The organism is Martinezella miluonensis (assembly GCF_900094545.1).
Taxonomy (GTDB): Bacteria; Pseudomonadota; Alphaproteobacteria; order Rhizobiales; family Rhizobiaceae; genus Rhizobium; species Rhizobium miluonense.
This window is the reverse complement of sequence record NZ_FMAH01000044.1, coordinates 12037-31017: the sequence shown is the minus strand read 5'-3', so window position 1 is coordinate 31017 and position 18981 is coordinate 12037. Positions and strand designations below refer to the sequence as shown.

13 protein-coding genes are annotated in these 18981 nt (G+C 58.7%); 1 reads left to right on the top strand and 12 read right to left on the bottom strand.

What is annotated here, in order from left to right; all coding sequences use genetic code 11:
• Positions 1 to 121: 121 nt before the first annotated feature.
• The 6 genes from GA0061102_RS26475 to GA0061102_RS26450 all read right to left on the bottom strand — a co-directional run bounded on the left by GA0061102_RS26475 (position 122) and on the right by GA0061102_RS26450 (position 10449).
• Entirely contained in the window at positions 122 to 2527 is a 2406-nt protein-coding gene (locus GA0061102_RS26475) for a cellulose synthase (protein ID WP_245298147.1), read from the bottom strand.
• Complete coding sequence (locus tag GA0061102_RS26470) at positions 2518 to 3567, bottom strand: family 8 glycosyl hydrolase (protein ID WP_092854754.1); 1050 nt, start codon at positions 3565 to 3567, stop codon at positions 2518 to 2520. Before GA0061102_RS26470 ends, GA0061102_RS26475 begins: the two co-directional genes overlap by 10 nt.
• Positions 3564 to 6053: a cellulose biosynthesis cyclic di-GMP-binding regulatory protein BcsB gene (locus tag GA0061102_RS26465; RefSeq protein WP_092854752.1), complete on the bottom strand. Its 2490-nt coding sequence runs from the start codon at positions 6051 to 6053 to the stop codon at positions 3564 to 3566. The genes GA0061102_RS26470 and GA0061102_RS26465 overlap by 4 nt, the downstream gene beginning before the upstream one ends.
• The gene (bcsA, locus tag GA0061102_RS26460; protein ID WP_092854750.1) at positions 6053 to 8242 is read right to left on the bottom strand and encodes a UDP-forming cellulose synthase catalytic subunit; all 2190 of its coding nucleotides are present in this window, start codon (positions 8240 to 8242) and stop codon (positions 6053 to 6055) included. The genes GA0061102_RS26465 and bcsA overlap by 1 nt, the downstream gene beginning before the upstream one ends.
• Before the next feature lie 57 nt (positions 8243 to 8299).
• Positions 8300 to 9289, bottom strand: a complete 990-nt coding sequence (gene bcsN / locus GA0061102_RS26455) for a cellulose biosynthesis protein BcsN (RefSeq protein WP_092854748.1) — start codon at positions 9287 to 9289, stop codon at positions 8300 to 8302.
• A gap of 257 nt (positions 9290 to 9546) precedes the next feature.
• A complete protein-coding gene (locus GA0061102_RS26450) occupies positions 9547 to 10449 on the bottom strand; it encodes an alpha/beta hydrolase (protein ID WP_092854746.1) in 903 nt (300 codons plus the stop codon).
• 298 nt (positions 10450 to 10747) lie between these two features.
• On the opposite strand from GA0061102_RS26450, the gene GA0061102_RS26445 reads away from it, so the two are divergent.
• Positions 10748 to 12937, top strand: a complete 2190-nt coding sequence (locus GA0061102_RS26445; protein WP_092854744.1) for a TonB-dependent siderophore receptor — start codon at positions 10748 to 10750, stop codon at positions 12935 to 12937.
• 267 nt (positions 12938 to 13204) lie between these two features.
• On the opposite strand, the gene fhuB is transcribed toward GA0061102_RS26445, so the two are convergent.
• The 6 genes from fhuB to GA0061102_RS26410 form a co-directional block, all read right to left on the bottom strand.
• The gene (gene fhuB, locus GA0061102_RS26435; protein ID WP_092854740.1) at positions 13205 to 15196 is read right to left on the bottom strand and encodes a Fe(3+)-hydroxamate ABC transporter permease FhuB; all 1992 of its coding nucleotides are present in this window, start codon (positions 15194 to 15196) and stop codon (positions 13205 to 13207) included.
• Positions 15193 to 16119 carry an iron-siderophore ABC transporter substrate-binding protein gene (locus GA0061102_RS26430; protein ID WP_092854738.1) on the bottom strand — a complete coding sequence of 309 codons (927 nt, stop codon included), beginning with the start codon at positions 16117 to 16119 and terminating at the stop codon, positions 15193 to 15195. The genes fhuB and GA0061102_RS26430 overlap by 4 nt, the downstream gene beginning before the upstream one ends.
• Positions 16109 to 16921 (bottom strand): ATP-binding cassette domain-containing protein, encoded by an 813-nt coding sequence (locus tag GA0061102_RS26425; protein ID WP_208858707.1) that lies wholly within the window; start codon positions 16919 to 16921, stop codon positions 16109 to 16111. Before GA0061102_RS26425 ends, GA0061102_RS26430 begins: the two co-directional genes overlap by 11 nt.
• A 60-nt stretch (positions 16922 to 16981) precedes the next feature.
• The gene (locus tag GA0061102_RS26420) at positions 16982 to 17455 is read right to left on the bottom strand and encodes a GNAT family N-acetyltransferase (protein ID WP_092854734.1); all 474 of its coding nucleotides are present in this window, start codon (positions 17453 to 17455) and stop codon (positions 16982 to 16984) included.
• A gap of 51 nt (positions 17456 to 17506) precedes the next feature.
• Entirely contained in the window at positions 17507 to 18097 is a 591-nt protein-coding gene (locus tag GA0061102_RS26415) for a sigma-70 family RNA polymerase sigma factor (RefSeq protein WP_092854732.1), read from the bottom strand.
• 152 nt (positions 18098 to 18249) lie between these two features.
• Positions 18250 to 18981 carry a 4'-phosphopantetheinyl transferase family protein gene (locus GA0061102_RS26410; RefSeq protein ID WP_245298146.1) on the bottom strand — a complete coding sequence of 244 codons (732 nt, stop codon included), beginning with the start codon at positions 18979 to 18981 and terminating at the stop codon, positions 18250 to 18252.

Here is an 18981-nt window from a genome sequence, read left to right as displayed (position 1 = left end):
TTATCGCTTACGCCGTAGTGGTTCTGCCCAGAAGATGGCGGATTGTTTCCGGTTTTCGATGAGCGTTGGAAGCAACTAGTTTCGCGCTAATATGCGGAATTTTGGGCGTGATTTGTCGGTCTCAATACTCGCCCGGTTGCGGATGGGTCGCCAGCATCAGGTCCTTAAGCCCGCGGCTGCCGTCGCGGTTGCCGGTGGCCGCGACCGCGGTGAAGATGCGTTGGGCGTCGTCATACATTTTGAGATTGAGATAGCTGTATCCGCGCAATACCATCAGGTCGACACGCTCCTGCTGGAGCTGCGAGCGCTGGTCGAGATAGAGCAGTGCCTCGTGGTAGCGTTTGCCATTGAATGCCGAAAGGGCGCGATCGGCCAGGATTGCCACCTGCAGTTCGGCGGCGCGCTGATGGCTCATGGGTGCTTTGGTCGCCGCGACGGCTGCATTGTTGGCAAGCCCGGCCCGGAGATAGGCAAGGCTCTGCCCGTATGCGGCATCTTCTCGCGACTTGGGGTCACTATTGTTCAGCCCAACGCCAAAGGCTTCGACCGCTTCCATGGGCCGATTGAGGTTCATGAGGCACCAGCCGCGTGACAGCGCATTGGCCGGCGTCAGCAGCTCGGCATTGATTGTCGTGGTGCAGCCGGCCTGACGGCGCGTCGTGCGAGCAGCGGTTCTGGCGCGAATTTCAGGCTGAGCATATTCGACGGCTGCCGAGCGACGAACGGGTGTGATTGGCTGGGCGGCGGCCTGCGTGTTCGCGTAGGGTTGCGCAGCTGGAACCTGAGGCGTCGCTTGGGGAGCGGTCAACGGCGCGTTCGGGAGCGGCTGCTGGAGCACGGGTTGCTGGGGGGCGGTCTGTGCAGTCTGGTTCGGTGATGGCAATGGCGCGGCGACAGGTGTGCGCGGCGCCGGTTCTCCGAGGACGGCGATGCGCTGCGAACGACCTGCCCATAGGCGCTGGACTTCGGCGACACCCTGTCGGTCGTTCAGCTGATTGCGCGTGATAGCGAGGCCGTAGGCAGAAGGCTCGTCGTCGGGTTTCCAACGTAGCGCCGTTTCGAACCAGCGTGCGGCTGCCTGCGGCTGGTTCACGGTTCGGGCGTACCAGCCGAACTGCTGCGCCGTCGGAACATATTTTTCCTTCACGATCTCAGCGGCGACGCGCGCAAGGACATCCTCCGTGAGATTGGCCGGCGGCTGCAAGGCCATGAGGTTTGCCGTCGCTGCGAGATAGGTCGCCATCGCATCCTTGGATTCGTTGCGCCATTTATACATAGCGTCTTCGGCGTCCTGCGGTTTGTGGTCGGCAATCAATATCAGGGCCAGGCCCTGCGAGATTGCGGCTGAATCTTCCTTCTCATGTGCAGCCTTGAACCATTGCTCGGCGTCGGTGTAGTTGCCGCGGCGCAGATAATACCAGCCGAGCAGCGAGTCATCTGACGCTAACCCCTGGCTGCGGGCAACGCGCTCGACCTGGGAGAGATAGTCCTGCGAAACGGTCAGTTTCGGATCATCATTGCCCTGCGCCACGAAGCGCCGAGCCAGATCGGTCCTTATGCTGTCAAACTCGCGTCCGCCATTGCCATCCGGCTTCTCAAGAGAAAGGAGATCCTGCATGGGCTGGTAGGCCAACAATGAGGAGGCCTTCTGGATGGTCGCGAGCCTCTCCTGCGGATTTGTGCAGGTCTTCAGGATGTAGCTATAGGCATCCTGGCCGCGCTGTGCGCGGTCGGTGCGAATGAAAGCCTCGGCCACGCGCCAGAGAATATCGATATCGCTGCATGTGAGCAGGCTCGGGTTCTTTGAGCCGATGTCGATCACCGTTGCGTATTGTTTCAGATCGGAAGCATTGACGATGCGCGTGCGCGCTTCGGCCACGGCAAGGCGCTCCAGGAGGTCGGAGGGTGGTTGCCATCCTGTATCCGCAGTCTGACGGTCGGCGATTGCCTTGCGCACCTCAGCGTAACGGCCCTCGGAATAGAGCTGCCACATGGCTTCCAGCTGCTTGTCGCTGTTTTGTGGTACGGCCAGCGGATCGGCGGGCGGCGTCCAGTTCGGGTAAAGCGTCTGCAGTCGAGAAATTTCCGCCTGCAGACGCGCCTTGTCGCCATGGCTGGCAAAATAGCGCAATGCGCTTTCATCCACCTTGGGTGCCGCGGCGGGTTGAGGCTGGCTCGGCTGCTGCTGAGGTGACTGCTGTGGGACGGGCTGAGGCGTCGGCTGTGGCGCAGCCTGCGCCGTTGCAGCGGGGCTGGCTTTGTCGACCTGAGACGTCGATGGCGGATCGGCGAGAACCGCCGACGGCGCCGTTGCCTGTATGTGATTGGCGATTGCCTGCAGATCGATGGACTGCCCTTGGGAGGTCGCCGGCTTGGCGTCAGCCGCGAGCGTCGCCAAAGGCTCCAGGCGATGGGATCTCGCCAGCTTGATCTTGTCTTCCGGCGAGTCGTGATCCTTCGTTGCGAGCGTAAACCCCGCCACAGCGACGGCCATAAAAGCCATGATCAAGGTGGACTTTATAAACACTCCGGGTGTTTCTCCGTGACAAAAGCCAGGCTCAAGAGCTGCAAAGTGGCCGGGTAGTAAAGCGACGGAGCGAACTGCCGAACCGGAGCGGGCAGTTTTGTTCCGCCTACCACACACGCCACAACATCGTTAACAATCCTATAACCGGGGTCGGAAAGCAGGTCTTTCGGTTTGCCCGTGGTCAGGTCGATCGTCGCTGGTTCGTCTCCTTCGACAGTCATGCCGCGCTGCAAGCGTGTGAGCAGTGCTTTGTCGTTAATGCCGGCGCGGGACAGATAAAGCGGGATTCTAACGGCATTGTAACCGAATTCCGCCTCGAAACCGTCGGCGGGTGCTGGCTTCGCCTGCAGGCTAACCCAGTCGGCTGGCAGCTTGCGCGGGCCGAACTGCATCGAGCGCAAAAGAGCAAGGCCATCGTCCCGCAGCTTCTGCCATCGCTCTGATGGCGCCAGCAAGGCCATGACAGGAATAGCCTCGTAAACCCAATAGGACGGATTGATGATGGGGCCGTCCTTGCGCCCTGGCGCAGTGTAGCCCTCAACACCGGGAATGAGCACCGTCCTCCCGCCCGCATCTATGACGACATTGGAGAGAAGCGCTTTCGCCATGACTGCGGCAGACTGCAGATAGTCCTTGTTGTTCCAGGCAGATCCCGCAAGCGCCAGGGCATAGGCGATCAGCAGATCGCCATCCGAGGCGTTGTTGGTATCCGTCACATGAGGAGTTACCGCCGGATCCCATTTCCACGCCGCAAGACCATCGTCGCGCAACAGGAGTTCGGTCCGCGTGAAATACAAGATCTGCTCGAAGTCAGCCGGATTATTGGCGAGATAGGCGAGCAGCAAGCCGTAGCCTTGGCCTTCGCTGTGGCTGATGCCACTGTTGCCGTTGTCGAGGACGCGGCCGCTCGCATCGACGAACTTTGCCTTGTAGGCGATCCAGTCGTGCGGGTCGATTGCAGCACGTTGAGCCGCAACCGGCTGGGCGACCACCAGGATGGCGGCGCTGCAAATGGCCAGAATGGAGCACCAGCGTCTCATTCGCGCCTGCCGATCTTGGAGAGAATGTTTGCTGTGGCAATGCCGAGCAGCAGCGAGCCGATGACCAACAGGAATGCGTAGGAAAGGATATTGCTGGAAAGCCAATTCGCGGCGATCAGACGATAGTTGGTCAGCGACCAGGGGCCGGACAGGACGAAGTCGAAGCGGTTGACCGGTACGGTGTCGATCTTTCCCGTCTTGGCGGAATAGAGGGTGATGTGGCCGCTGATCTGCGGCCAATTGACTTGCGAGGTCATGGCATCCACGCCCGTCCGCAAGTCTCCGGCACTTGGTGCCGTAATCACGGTCCAGGTCGCGTCCTTGGTGGGGTTTGCCGCCTGCGCGATCAGGAAGGTATTGGCATTCGACGGTGCAAAAACCTGCTCAGAGCCTGGCATGAAGCGCAGGGAGCTGAGCGAGATATCGAAATTGCGATGCATCCACTCCTGAAAGCGATCGAGTTGCCCCTGCACTACGCCGCCGCTGATGCGGGTACGCCAATCCGCGATGGTGACGGAGGCATCTTGTGTAGTGCCTTGTCCGGGTGTCGGCGAGCGCCAGGCGACCTGGCTTGTGGCGGCAATATTCATTTGCGAAAGGATCGTCGACGGGAGCTGCGAGATTGAGCCGATAAAGATCGCATTCCGGCTGCCAACGGCGCTGGGCGACGCTATCGGCTCAATGGCAATGGAATGGCCGGCAACCAGCGCCATCTGACCGAGGAGGGTGGCGGTCGTGGACAGCATATCGGCATCGATCCGATCGATGAACAAGGCCGTTGCCTCGGCATCGCGATTATAAGGATAGCCCGTGCCGGCGAAGGCGGCCAGGTTGGGTCGCTGCCCGACCCTTGCGAAATCCGGAATGCGGAACTGGCTGGTATCGAACAGCGCAAAACGCGGTGTCGTGCTTGACGTGGTGGCGGGCACGCAGGCCGAATCCTCGTCGGCCAGCAACATTGCCTCGAGCGTCACCGTGTTGAGGCCGGGTTTGAAATGGCGCATCGTGATGCGAATGGGCAATTGCTTGAGGATGCCGCCGCCCGTCGCGGTGATCGGCTTTGTCGTGGCGATGTTGCCGTTGACATAGACATCGATATGGCTGCCAGGTCGCACGTCCTTCGCATAGGCGGCATCCAAAAGGACGGTGGCTTCACCATAGGCGTTCGCATAAAAATCGGACGGAATTGCAACGTTGAAGCTGGTGTGAAAACGCCGTCCTGAAAATTCCGTCGTCTTGACGCCCAGTTGCTCAAAAGAGAGGCTGGTTCCAGAATAGAGGAAAGGGGCATCCGGCGCAGTCCAGCGCTGCGTGACCAGCAGATCGCGCTGCGTATTCGGATCCCGGTCGGTTGGCGAAACCACCATATCGATCGCCGAGGAGATCGCCTGCCAGGACGGGCCGCTGATGAGCAGAAGCTGCTGTCCGCTGCGTGGATCCGTCGCAAATGTCGCCAACGCGCCATTTTGAGCGGAGGCGGGCACGGCAAACAGAGGCTGCAATTCGGCAGGCGTGCCGACGGCAACCGTCATTTTGCCCGGGCCTGGCGGCGGCAAAGCATCCGGACTGAACGAGAACGTCTCGTTCGGCATTCCGGCAAGCAGTGACAGACCCTGTGCGAGCCGCAACATCGGTTTGGTGGTGCCGGGTTGCGCCAGCGCCGGCACGACGAGATTGAATTGCGTCTTCCCGGCTTCGTCGATGCCGATCGCGCGTATTGCATCGGTTGTCGAAAGCTTTTCAGCCTCGCGCCCGGCGAATGTCAGAAAGGTTTTCGTCGGATCGATATCGGACCACAATTCGTAGGTCGACTGGATGTCACAGTCGGTGCGATGTCGTTGCGACGCCTCGAAGGTCAGCAGGTTAGAGCCCGGCTGCAGCAGGCCGCGCGGAATGTCGAAATTGACATCAGACGGGTTGTCGGAGGAGCCGATTTGCTGCTGGTGCACGATACGATCGTTTAAGAGCACGGTGAGCTGCGATGCTTCAGGGGCAACGACGACCGCGTTTTGGTAGGAAAAATTGAACTTCGCCGGAGCTGCCGCTTGTTCGGGCGTAAGGTAGATCGACCAGGATTTGTGATCGATCTCACCCTCCAGGCGCAGCTTCGAATAAGGAACGACAAAGCGGCGGAGCTCGGGTGTCGCCGATGCGATCTGTTGCACCTTCGGTGCTGCTTGCGGCGGTGCTTGAACCGGAACGACGAGCGGCGTGACCTGTGGGGCTACGGTCTGAGGAATGGCAGTTTGCGGCGTTATCGCAACGGGCGGATTGACCCGAGGGGTAACAGCCGAAGGTGTCGCTGCGGGAGGGAGGGTCGTCTTTGGCGGTTCAGCTTGGGGTGTTGTCGTCTGGGGCGCGAAAATTCGCGGCGTGACGGGCGGCTCGCCTTTCGGGCGTTCGCCCGACATGTCAAATGGTGTCGACTGCGCTTGGGCGGCCGCGGCGCCCAGGAGCAAGATGAGAATTGGGAGGACGCGATTCATCAGCTCTTCGCCTTTGCGCCCTGCCGTTGAGTTGAGCGCTCGCCGCCCACCCCTCTGAAAAGATAGATCAAGCCGCGGCTGGTTTGGTAGAGCGACAGGCCGAGGAACCAGATCGTTCCGCGGATGATGCCCGGATTGCGCCGACGCGCCTGCTGGAATTTCGTCCATTGGTCCGAATTGGCAAAAACAAGGTCGGCGATCAGCCGATGATCGGCGGCACCTTTCGGGACATACTGGCATCCGATCGCGGTGATATCTCCCATCGGTTCGATATTGCGAATGACAACCGACAGCGTGACCATTTCGGCGCCGCTATAGGGCTGGAAGCGAAGCGTGCCTTCCGAGCCGACCTTTATCGGGCCGAGATCCTTGTTGAAGACGTTCAACTTTGCGCCGTGAACGGAGACGTCCTCGATCGAAGCGGAATTCCATTTGTCGCCGGTGCCGAATTCGCTGCGGCGATCGACGCGTACGCGCCGCGACGAGGCGCGCTCGCCCCGTTCCGAGACCACGCCTAGCGCGCAGCCGGACATGATGAGGTTGATGAGATTCCAGCCGCCGACGACGAGCGTCACATCTGCCTTATAGGGCTCGGCGTAAACACGATAGATAGTCACCGCCAGGGCGATGATCTGAACCGCAAAGATGACGAAGAACGGGCGACTGATCTCAGAAAGCCGGCTGACCGAAATCGACTCGTCCTTGGCCGTCACTTTAAAGGTCGGCTTGTGGGGATTGAGCATGACGGAAATGACGGCCGGCAGCAGATGCACCGTCTGGACATATTCGTAGAGCTCGGAAATCCAAGGCCAGCGGAAGGAGCCGTAAAGATAATTCTGCATCATCAGGTTCACGAGCATGTAGGCGAGCGTATAGGCAAGGAACTCGCTGCCAGATGCGGTGAAGATTTCGAGATCGAAGAACAGATAGAAGAGCGGCGCGAACAGGAAGATGACGCGCGGGAAAGGGAAAAGCCAGAACAGCGTCGAAGACATGTAGCAGAAGCGTTGTGGCAGTGTCAGACCGCGTTTCAGCAGCGGGAAGCGGAAACGCAAGATCTGCATCATGCCTTGCGCCCAGCGGCTGCGCTGGCCGATGAAGCTTGCAAAGGTCGCCGGTTGCAGGCCCGCAATCAGCGGCTTGTCGACATAGATGCTGTTCCAGCCGGCGCCATGAAGCGCAAGCGCCGTTTCGCAGTCTTCTGTAATGCTGATGCCGCTGAAGCCGTTCTGCGATTCGAGCGCCCTGCGGCTGAGGACTGCGGCGGAACCGCAGAAAAATGCTGCGTTCCACTTATCAAGACCGCGCTGGATAATGCCGTAGAACATTTCGTTCTCGCTCGGCATGGTGTCGAAGGTGCGCAGATTTCGTTCCAGCGGGTCCGGATTGATGAAGAAATGCGGCGTCTGGACGAGGAAGAGTCTCGGATCGTCCTCGAAATAGCCCACCGTCTCCATCAGAAAATCGCGCGCCGGCGCGTGGTCCGCGTCGAAGACGGCAATCAGCTCGCCGGTGGAGTGCTCAAGTCCATTGTTGAGATTACCCGCTTTTGCATGTTCATTGCGCTCTCGCGTCAAATATTCGACATCCAGATCGGCGCAGAGCTGCTTGAGTTCGTCGTGGCGAGCAATGGCCACTTGCGATTCCAGCACCTTGGTCGAGTTCCGCTTTTGCGCCGTGCCGCCATCATCGAGCAGCCAGACTTTGAGCTTGTCGGCCGGATAGTCCATTGCTTTGGCAGAGGCGAGCGTGTTGGCAAGAAGATTGGTGTCCTCATTGTAGGAGGGCACGAAAACGTCCACCGACGGGAAGTCCTGCGTCTTCAATGCGCGCGCCGTGCGCGGGGGAAGAGGAGTGGCAACGATGAAGAGGCTGAGCATCAGCATCGCCACGTTATAGACTTCTGCAAGATAGAGCAGCAGCCCCGGAATGAAATTCTCAGGCTGATTTAAGGGCGGAAGGGTACTGGTCGTCCGCCAGTATACGTAGCGCAGGACGATGGCGGTGCCGAAGGCAAGCGCCACCAATCGCCAAGTGCCCTGACGCTTGAGAATCTTGATGATTGCCATAATGGTGACGGCGACGGTGCCGGCGATCAACTGCGTTTGAAGGTTGACGGGCAGTGTGATCAGAACGACCCCGCATAGCGCGATCACGGCCCATATCAAGATGCTGCGTGCTGTCTGCATCGATGTTCCTTCAAAGGTATTGCCAGGCGCCATCCTGGCGCCCCGAGATCGCTCAGCCTAGCGGCTGCACGTCGCGGATATGCCCGATTCTCCGTTACAGTCCGGTAAAGGCACGGCAATATTGCTCGCTGTATTTGGCCTCGACGGTTGTGCCATTATGGACGTCGAGCCGTTCGCGCCGCCCGTCTGCGGCGAATCGTTCTGTCCATCCGGCAAAGGTACGCGCGGGCCGATGATGGGTGGCAGGGCCGGCTGCACCTGGGGCTGCTGCGGTGTGACTGCGGGCCTGCGTATGACGGCAGGGCGTATGGGTGCCGGCTGGCTCTGATAGCCGATGCTGATCGGGGCCGTACGATAAGGGGCAGCGTCGGGATAGACCAATTCGCCCGGCTTGCCCAGAACGGCATCAGCACCGCGCGGCGCACCGAAGGGGTTCAAGGCAGCGCCATCGAAACGACCGGCGATCGTATAGCCATACACCGTGCTTAGGAGCTGGCGCTCCGTCGAATGGGCGTCGCAGAGCCTGAGCCTCACCTGCACCGTGCCGAAATTGCGCTGCTCGCGCGACGGTGCGAAACCTGCCTGAACCTGCTGCCACGCATAAAGGCAGGTATCGCCGGCCATGCTCTGACCGGAGGCGTAGCCGAAAGGCCCGTAGCTGTTCTGGACGAAGATCGCCGAGCGAGCGAGCCGCACGCCCGGAACGGCCGAGGCCATTTCGCGGGCGATCGTACGCTCGTTGATGGTATTGAACGGCCTGCTTCCGAGAGCCGGGTTCGATCCATCTATGCCGAGAAACTGTACCTTGAGGAAATTCTGGCCGGGAACGGAGGAGGAAGTAGCGAGCGAAATCGTCTGATCCACATCCTTGGCATGTCTGCGCTCGACCACATTGACGATTGCCGGGCCACCGGGCGGTGGGAAGGCCAATGCCTTGTCGTTGTCGACCGTTTCCACGCCGATTGATTGCCGAACGTGGCCCGTCGTCGTACAACCGGCCATCAAACCGGCTAACGTAATCAGGGCTATCGTCTTTGAAAGATGCATCTTTTCGGGTCGCGGCAAAGTGGTTGTCTGTTATAAAATTCGCTAAATTGCGCGGCGGAGTTGGGAATCAGGCCCTTGTATTTGGTAACACGAATAAGCAGGACTATGGTTAATCAATCGTTAATTTAGCGATTGAGACCCAGGCAAAAGGGTAAAGTAATGCCGATCATGATGTCGCGGAAAAATCGGTTGAGCGGCCGCCCAGAGATGACGCCACATGCAGCCCGAGCTGCTCCCGAAGAGGTGACCCCGGTTTTCTATAACGTCCTTCGGAACGCTACTTGTACGGCCCGATTGAGGGCGACCGGAAGGGCCGACATATGGTTCTCGCCGGCATATTCCTCGAATGTAGCCGCCCCTGTGAAGGAGCTCATTGTTGCCCATCGCTGTGCCATGTCACGGGCGAGTTCGATGGTGCGTGTTTCCTTGGCGCGTTCCTGCCTTTTTTGCTCTTCGGGCGTACCCTTGTGAAAAGGCGCGAGTTTCTCGCCTTCGTATCCGCCGGCAGAGAGATGCAGCTCTGTGTCCAGCGGAACTTTAAGATCGGCGAGAAATTCGCTTTCCAATGAAAGGATTGCGGCATCTTCCCAATAGATTGCGGGGCTTGCCGCGATCCAGCGACTGAAGGCGTGTGGTTTCGAAAACAGCGCGTAGAGAGTAAAGAGACCACCGAACGAGTGACCGAAAAGCGATTGGCGCGATCGGTCAATCGACACCTGTCGTTCTATCCAGGGCTTGAGCTCGTCTTCGATCAAAGCCAGGAAACGCGCTCCGCCGCCGGTCCGGACATCAGGTGTGTTGGGGAAGAATGGTGGATAGATCCGACCGGGAGGCGGGCTCAAGTCCCATGAACGCCGAAGCGGATCATAGGGTTCGTCCGTGGGGTAGCCGATGGCGACGATGACACCTTCGCTAACATTGGTTCCGTTCGGATAGGAGGCCTGCACTTTGAGGGCGTCGAGCGCAGTTGCGAAACAGGCATTCCCATCCGTCAGGTAAAGAATGGGCCATCCCTCCGGCGGCGCCGGCTTGTCGGGGCGGTAAAGGAAGATCCTGTGCGGCTGATCGGCATTTTCGAATTTCAGATCGGCAAATGTCGCGCCGGCAAGAGTGACCGGCCTCGACTGGACCGTTGAGCTGCATGATGACGATTGGGACATTGTCTCCCCGAAAGACCGAAAATGCGGTTGCCTTGCAGGATCGTAAAGGCGCTTAAAAAAGATGACTGTAATTCTCCATATTATGAGATTCGACATCTGACAAGCAGTTCCGATATGTCAAAAATATAATTCGAGGTTGTATATTCGCAGAACGCAGTGTCGCCATTTCGGCGATTTTATCGCAGCGGCATCGAATTCGATGAAAAGATGACTATTATACTCATATATTATTGACGGCGGCCGGAGCTGCAATCTAATTTGCGCCATCTTTCTCAAAAACGGATGGACGAAAAAACTTATGAAACAGAGACAATATAATTATATCAATAAATTGATAGATAGTAGGATCGCTCTTGCGCGCAGCGCTACAGCGCTTGCCACCCTGTTTGCTTTGAGTGGAAACGCCTTTGCACAAGATTCCGCTGCCGGCGCGAACAACGGTGCTGCGACCCAGCTTGCGCCGATCGTCGTCAGCGGGCAGTCGAGCGGTGCAAGCGATAATACAACGGTAGCGGCAAAGAAAAGCAGCGGCGCCACCAAGATCGATACGCCTCTGGTTGAGACGCCGCGTTCCGTTTCGGTGGTGACCCGGAAGGAATTGGAGGAGCGCGGTGCGCAGGACATTACCGAGGCCGTGCGCTACTCCGCCGGTGTTCAGACGGGCTCGTATGGTTTTGATCCGCGCTTCGACCAGATCTATATTCGCGGCAATGATGTCACGACCGACGGCGATTATCGCGATGGGCTGCGGCAACCCTACATGAATTACGCGATGTTCCGAACCGATCCTTATGCGCTCGACCGTGTCGAGATCATCAAGGGTCCGGTATCTGTGCTCTACGGCGCCGGCTCGCCGGGCGGTATCGTCAACAAGATATCGAAGCTGCCGACGGAAGAGACGATCAGGGAGGTCGGGGTTTTCTATGGAACCTCTGACCGTGCCCAGACAATGTTCGATTTCGGCGGGCCGGTCAGCAAGGACGACGACACCATGTTGTACCGGATCGTCGGCTTGGCGCGAAAGGGTGACACCAATTTTGACATTGCCGACGATCGCTATTTCATCCAGCCGTCCTTCACTTGGAAATCTGATGATGCGACGAAATTTACGGTCTACGGATCGGCGCAGTCGACTGAGACCGATGCCAATGTCGGTGCAATGAAAGGCCCCGACGGCAATATTCTTGATTTTCGCGACAGCGATCCCGATTATGACTATCAAAAGACCCGCCAGCAGCAGGTCGGCTACCAGTTCGAGCATGAGTTCGATGGTGGCTTCACCTTCCGCCAAAATCTTCGCTTCTCGCACCTGAATCTAAAATCGCGTTATCTCAGCACGCTTGGTTGGACCGGAACCGTCGCCAATCGTGGTGCAACTGCGATTGGCGATAGGATGAATGTCTTCCAGGTCGATAACCAACTCGAATCCAAGTTCAATACCGGTCCGGCAGCCCATACCATGCTGTTCGGCCTCGACTATACTCGTATGAGGGATTCCTTCGCATATGGGATGGATGCGACGACCAGCCCGGCCTATGACTTCGATATCACCAATCCGACCTATGGAGTGTCAGGCCCAACGCCGGCCTATAACTTCAGCCGGGTCGGCGCCAGCCTGCAGCAGTTCGGTGCCTATGCCCTTGACCAGATCGAAGTCGACAAATGGCGCTTCACGCTCGGCGGGCGCCAGACCTGGGTCAAGCAGTCGACCGATACCACTCTTGTCTCTTCCAATACGACCACGAACGACAGTCTCAACAAGAGTGCATTTTCAATGCAGGCCGGTGCTCTCTATCTCTTCGATAATGGGATTGCGCCCTTCACCAGCTATTCGACCTCGTTCAATCCGGTCACCCAGCGATCCGCATCCGGCAGTATCCTCAATCCCGCGAAAGGCGAGCAGTATGAGCTTGGCGTGAAATATCAGCCGCCGGGCACCGATATCCTGCTGTCGGCCGTCGCCTATCACCTTGTCGAGAAAAACAAGCCCGTTCTGGTCGATCCGCTGACGGGCATCTATGCCTCGCTCGGCGAGGTAACCAACAAGGGCATCGAGCTGGAAGCCAAGGCAAACATAACCGATGGCTGGGACGTGGTTGCCGCTTACTCGTACAATCATTCCGAAATCACGCGCGGCAACAATGCCGGCAACACGCCTGCGGTAACCCCGCAGAATATCGCCAGCCTCTGGTCAAACTATACCTTCCAGGAGGATTCCGCTGCCAGGGGTCTAACGGTCGGTGCCGGCATTCGCTACACCGGCGAGACCTATGCCAGCACGGCGAACACCGCCAAGAACGATGCCAGCGTCTATCTGGATGCGGCACTCTCTTACGACTTCGGCGCGGTCGATCAGAAGTACAAAGGCCTGACTGCATCGGTCGACGTCCGCAATATCGCCAACCGCCGACTGACGGTTTGCAACGAAGGCTATTGCTACCTTGGACAAGGCCGCAACATCACGGCATCGTTGAAGTATCGCTGGTAAATTCTTCGCGGGCGTCGTGTTTCCACATGCCGCCCGCGATTTTCGCTTGAAAAAAGCAAACAGAGCGGCAAGACCTGCCAGATGCGCTTGAGTTCAGCCATCTTCCCGAACTGCAGCGATCCAGAGGACGGTACATGGATCGTGTCAGGCCTGCTCCTTCAGATGCTGGCCTTGATCCGATGCGATCAATATTCGCTGGCATTCGGCGGGCGAAACATTTCTTCCATCGGCAAGAACCTCGAATACTGGCAGCGTGCTCCGATGCGTTTAAGAGGCCCTGCGCCGCTTGATCAGTAGCATCAATAGCAGAGGCGCACCAACAAGCGCCGAGACCAGGCCGGCGGGGATCTGGTATGGGAAGGCGATCATCCTGCCGAACCAATCGGCAAGCACCATGAGACCGCCGCCGGCAAGGGCTGCACCGGCAAGCTGGGGCGCTGCGCGTCGTAACCCAAGCTCTCTCGCGAGGTGTGGGGCCATAAGGCCGATGAAACTCAAAGGGCCGACGACGAGCGTCGCAGCAGCAGTCATGGATGCGGCGAGCGCAAAGAGACCGGCGCGGGCGAGATTGACGCGGACGCCGATCGCTTGCGCGGCCTGCGGGCCGAGCGGTAACAAGTCGAGCCAGCGGCAGCCAAGAAATGACAGTGCGAATCCCATGGCCGCCGCACCTGTTGCGGAAATTGCTCTCGTTGTGTCAACAAGATAAGTCGAGCCGCTCATCCACTGCATGATAATCATCGCGCGCGGATCGCCGCTAGCGGCAAGCACGCTTATGAAGGCGTCAAGCATGGCGCCGAGCGCAATACCCGTCAGCAAGACCCGCTCCGGCGCGAAGCCGGAGCGAATGCCGAAAAGGAAAATAGCAACCAAAACGGCGAATGCACCAAGGCCGCCGAGGCCGAGCTGAGCTGCCATGCCTGGAGCTGAAAACACAAAAAGGGCGGCCGTTACGCCGATGGTCGCGCCGGCGGAGATACCCAATACTTCGGGACTTGCCATCTCGTTACCGCTGAGTCGCTGCAGGATTGTCCCGACGACACCCAACATCGTGCCTGCAGCGAAGGCGCCGATCACCCGCGGCAACCGATAGGGCAGGACATCGGGCCAATGCAGGTAGACTAGAGTCGTCCAGGCGCCATCCGGCGCCCGTCCGAAGAAGGCTGCGCCTAGAAGGAGGGCTAGAAGTCCGATGCCTGCTATGAGGAGCGGTTTTTGTGAGGTATGTGCCGTTCGGCCTAGCGTCTGGGGCGAGACCGGAACGTTGCGTTGTGCCACCTTCAATCGCGGCAGCATCAGAAGCAATAGCGGAGCGCCGAGCAATGCGGTGATGGCGCCGGTCGGAAGGAAGGTCGAGGATGCGCCGGAAAGCAGTATCAGCGCCTGATCCGTTAGAAGCAGCAATCCCGCACCGATGAGCGGCGACCAGACAAGCTGGCTCCTCATATGGCGGGCGCCGGCAAGCTTAGCAATCCGCGGGGCGATAAGGCCGATGAAGCCGATAACGCCGACCGCACTGGTCACGATGGCGGCAAGCGCGATGGCAAGGCAGACCGCAGCAATGCGTGTCCGCCTTACCGAAAGGCCGAGACCACTGGCGCCGCCGTCCCCAAGTTCCATGAGCGATAGCGGCCGCGCCATCAGAAAAGCAATGGCGGCAAGAACCGCGATTTTCGGGAGAAGGGAAAGGGGAATGGTCCAGCTCTGCTGCACCAGCGACCCCGCGCCCCAGATGAAGAGGCCGGAGAGATAGCGATCGTTCATCAGAACGAGAATGGCGGCAAGCGCACCACTCCAGACACTGACGATCAATCCCGAAAGCACCAGGGCAAAGGGCGAGAAGCCGCGCCTTGAGCCGATCAGAAAGACGACGGCAGCGGCCGCAGCACTCCCGAACAGAGCAACGGCATCGCGGCCAAAGCCTTCAAGGGCCGGAAGGGCGAGCATGACGGCGACAAGTGCGAGATTTGCGCCGGCAGAAATGCCGAGCGTCGAAGGCGAGGCAAGTGGATTGTGCAGTACCTGCTGTAACAAGCTTCCCGAAAGAGCCAGCGCTGCGCCGGCAAGAAGTGCGGTAACAATCCGTGGCAGCGTCGAATAGAGCAACAACAGGCGCTGTGGATCGTAACAGGTATCCTGTACCAGCAGGCGCGAAAAATCTGGGGCAACATGATGCCAGACGAGCAACCCGGCGAGCCCCAAAAGCGTCAATGCCACGACGGGAGCGCCGAGGGCCTTATTTGCTTCCATGTGGCTCATGCGAGTTTTTCCAAATGGTCGAGCAGGATGCGAGCGAAGCGCTCTGCCTCCTGCACCATGCCGAACATCAGAGTGCCCGGCAGCACCGAGACACGTCCGGCCTGCACGAAGGGCAGGCTGGTCCACAAAGGGCTGTCCTGCAGATTGTCGAATATATTGGGGGGAAGGAGAGGTTCAAATGCGATCAGGCGCAGGCTTTGATCGAGCGTTGCCAATTGTTCCAGGCCGATCGTTTCGAAACCCCAATAGTCGCCAGGCCCTGTCCAGGCGTTTTTGAGACCGATCCTGCTCATGACGTTCTGGTAAAGGCCGGCGCCGCCATAGATCCGGGCGTGGCGCTGATCGACGAAATTGATAAGTGCCAATGGCGGAGGATTGAGCTTCCCAACTCTGTTCGCGCAGCGGTCAAAGAATTGTTCGGATCGCGCCAGAAAATCGTCCGCTTGCTGGTGTCGCCCGATTGCAGCGGCCAGCAGCCGTGTGGCCTCAATCGATCGCTGGAGAGCTTCTCCGCCTTCGGCATAGACCGTCAGCTCCATGACAGGCGAAATCGCCTCCAGCCGTGGCTTAAGCGGTGCGAGATAGGGTGTCGTCAGGATCAGTGCCGGCTTAATGCTCGCCAGGACTTCAAGATTGATTTCACTGGTCGTGCCGAGATCGATAACGCCGGCCGGCATTTTCGGCTCCACCACCCATCTATCCCAATCGGCAAGCGAAGCGATGGCAGCCGGCGTGACACCGAGCGCCAGCAGCGTCGAAGCCAAACCATAATCGAGGGAAACGATCGGGCCGGATACCGTTTCGGCAGCAAATCCCGCTCGCGGAACGGCAAAGAACGCTGCGGCGGCAAGGAGTGCGCGGCGGCGGGAAAGTTTCAAGGGATAGTAAAGTTTCAAGGGATAGTAAGGTCGCTCAGATGACATAGGCGAGCGGTGTTCCATGCACGGGGTGAGCCGTGATGCCCATGTTCGTGTTGTAGATCATATGCAGCGTCTCGGCTGTCATGAGACTGGGCGACGGGCCGGCGGCAATCAGGCGTCCGTGCTTCAACGCATACAGATGGTCGCAAAAATGCGCGGCGACATTGATGTCGTGAAGCACAAGAATAACGCTCAGGCCTTTCGTCCGTGAGAGTTCCCGTACCAGGCCCAGGATCTCCATCTGATGGGCGATATCGAGCGCTGAGGTGGGTTCGTCCAGCAGGAGGCAGCGGCTGTCCTGGGCAACCAGCATGGCGATCCACACGCGCTGGCGCTCGCCGCCCGAAAGCGTATCCACCATGCGGCCCTTCAAAGTATCGACGTGAGTAAGCCGCATCGCGGTCTCGACTTTCTCCCGATCGAGCTCAGTGAAGCGGCCCAGAGCTCCATGCCAGGGATAGCGTCCGCAGGCGACAAGTTCCTCGGCGGTCATGCCAGCGGCGGATGTGGTATCTTGCGGCAGATAGGCAACGGCGCGGGCGAAGGCACGCATGTCGTAGGAATGCACCGAGGCGCCATCGAAAACGATCCGCCCGCCGGCGGGCCGGATTTGTCGCGCCAGCAGTTTGATCAGGGTGGATTTGCCGGAACCATTATGGCCAATCAATCCCGAAATCTCGCCGGCGTTGAAAGTCGCATCGAGCGGATGGAGGATGGGGTTGCCGTCGACTTCGAAACGCAGGCCCTCCGTCGTAAAGACGGCGTGCCGGTCTAGGTCGGCTTGAGCGATCGGTTGGTCTTTCATGGCCATCTTTGGCGAAGCATATGGTTTCAGCATGTGTCGAACGTCTGTAAATGAGTGAGATCAGTTAGTTGCCGTCAGCGGCTTAACGAAGAACAGGCACGGATTGCCCTTACTCCAAAGCGTAGGAAACACCTCTGCACGGATAAAGCCGTTCCGGTCGTAGAAGGCCCGCGTCGCCTCATATTGCGGCTCGTCCTTGCCTCTTGGAGCGAGCGTCTTCACCGTCAGAAGCTTGCAGTCGGCAGCGCGCGCAAACCGTTCGGCGGCGGCGAGCAATCGTTTGCCGACGCCGCTTCGGTGGTATCGGCGTCGAGTTGCGATCACCAGGATTTCCATGGCAGAAGGCGTGCGCGCCTGCATCGAAACGAAACCGGCGATAGTGCCAGCCTCGACGCAGGCGAACATCGGCAGAGTTTCCGCAGCTTCTGCGCAGGCATCGACCACAGCCCGGTCCGTAAACCAGTCTGTTAGCTCCGACATGACGGCACGACAGATTTCGCCCCTGGATTCGGTTATCTCTATCGCTTCCAGCATGTGTTTCTCCCTTGCCGGGTAACGGTTGCGGAAAATGGCGGCGCGCCGCCATCAGGCACGCATCTCCCGAGAGCGCGAAGACCGGTCCCGCCTTTGGTTACGACTGGACGTCATGTTCTGATCGACCTCCAGCGCTAACGCTGCGAGGCAGCGCGAATGCGCTTCTCTCAACAGGCCGCAAACCAGCGCGCAGGATACTCCGGCTTCTTTGGCGATGACGTTTTGGGGCACATCGTCGAAATAATGCTCCTCGTAAAACTTGCGGGTCCTGGCGGGCATCGCCTCGACGGTGCAACGAAAGGCCTTATATGCTTCAGCCTCGTGCAGATGTTCTTCGGGACTTCCGTAGGCAGATGCATTGCCGCCGACTTCTTCTTCGACAAACAGACCTCTCTCATATCGCAAGCGCCGCATATGGTCGGTTGCCAGATTGCGCACCATGCGCATCAAATAGGGGGGCAGTGCCGCGATATCTTGCCTGAGCGGTTTGGAGACCAGTTGCAGCAAAACCTCCTGCACAACGTCTTCGGCCAAGGTCATGCTACCGGTGATCCTGCGGGCGACGGAGAGGAGTTTCGGGTAGGCGCGAAGCGCTGTTTGGAGTTGTTCATTGGAAGTCGGCTGTGAATGGTTGGCAATCATGTCGGGCTCTCGATGAAATCCAAAGTTGCATTTCGTTGCGCCCCTCCTTTTGAAGGGACCCTATAAAACATGATAATAATAGTCAAGATAAAATCGATAGGCAGTCAATCTTCTTCTGAATCTCGATATATCCATGTGATTTCATGGGAATTTTAAACAACTCTCATAAAATGAACGAGGTCGAGGTTATGGCGCCATATTGGCTCAGCTATCATGGTTGAAGCAGCGACAGCCCATTGAAGATCGCTGCCGTTTCCGCACTTGAATTGACCAGAGTGAACAAAAACTGCCTCTCTCGGCGGGGATTCTATAATGCCAAAGGTTGTATTTTTTTGAATGAGGGTCACGCTTTGCGGGTCGGCGAGGAAGCCGTGGCCGAGGCATTTCAGAGCAGCTTCCTTTCGAACCCAATGGGATAGAAATTCGTTTTGGCGCTGCTGTGATGTCAGATGGTGGAGATCGTTGAGCTCTTGAGCGGAGAGGATCAGCGGCAGGATCTCGCGCACTTCTGCTTCGGAAAATAAGTTGAGCGGTTCGATGTCTACGCCGACATGGCCGCCGCGACTAACGGCAAGCACCACCATGTTCCCCGCATGGGAGAGATTGAAGTCGATATCGGGATGGTCGGGCAGGTAGGGTCGCCCGGACGGCGTAATCGCTATGGAAAGAGCCGCCGGCGTGCAGTCGGTAATCCTGCTGACAATGCTTCGGCAAAGCGTACGTCCTGCAACGAACATACGCCGCGCCTCGAGTGAACAAAACGCTGCCGCACGCACCTTTTCCGCCTCGCTTAGCATCAGCTCCGGGATATAGAGGCCGTCGTGCAGGTGAAGGCTGTGAAGCTCCACCTGCGCGATCTCTTTCCCCGCTTCGAAGGAAATCAC

What these genes read in the sequence shown, in the direction of transcription:
- GA0061102_RS26465 (WP_092854752.1), bottom strand. Translation starts at nt 6,053, where the DNA reads ATGAATCGCGTCCTCCCAATTCTCATCTTGCTCCTGGGCGCCGCGGCC.
- GA0061102_RS26415 (WP_092854732.1), bottom strand. Translation starts at nt 18,097, where the DNA reads ATGATTGCCAACCATTCACAGCCGACTTCCAATGAACAACTCCAAACA.
- bcsN (WP_092854748.1), bottom strand. Translation starts at nt 9,289, where the DNA reads ATGCATCTTTCAAAGACGATAGCCCTGATTACGTTAGCCGGTTTGATG.
- GA0061102_RS26430 (WP_092854738.1), bottom strand. Translation starts at nt 16,119, where the DNA reads ATGTCATCTGAGCGACCTTACTATCCCTTGAAACTTTACTATCCCTTG.
- GA0061102_RS26445 (WP_092854744.1), top strand. Translation starts at nt 10,748, where the DNA reads ATGAAACAGAGACAATATAATTATATCAATAAATTGATAGATAGTAGG.
- GA0061102_RS26450 (WP_092854746.1), bottom strand. Translation starts at nt 10,449, where the DNA reads ATGTCCCAATCGTCATCATGCAGCTCAACGGTCCAGTCGAGGCCGGTC.
- fhuB (WP_092854740.1), bottom strand. Translation starts at nt 15,196, where the DNA reads ATGAGCCACATGGAAGCAAATAAGGCCCTCGGCGCTCCCGTCGTGGCA.
- GA0061102_RS26420 (WP_092854734.1), bottom strand. Translation starts at nt 17,455, where the DNA reads ATGCTGGAAGCGATAGAGATAACCGAATCCAGGGGCGAAATCTGTCGT.
- GA0061102_RS26425 (WP_208858707.1), bottom strand. Translation starts at nt 16,921, where the DNA reads ATGAAAGACCAACCGATCGCTCAAGCCGACCTAGACCGGCACGCCGTC.
- GA0061102_RS26470 (WP_092854754.1), bottom strand. Translation starts at nt 3,567, where the DNA reads ATGAGACGCTGGTGCTCCATTCTGGCCATTTGCAGCGCCGCCATCCTG.
- bcsA (WP_092854750.1), bottom strand. Translation starts at nt 8,242, where the DNA reads ATGCAGACAGCACGCAGCATCTTGATATGGGCCGTGATCGCGCTATGC.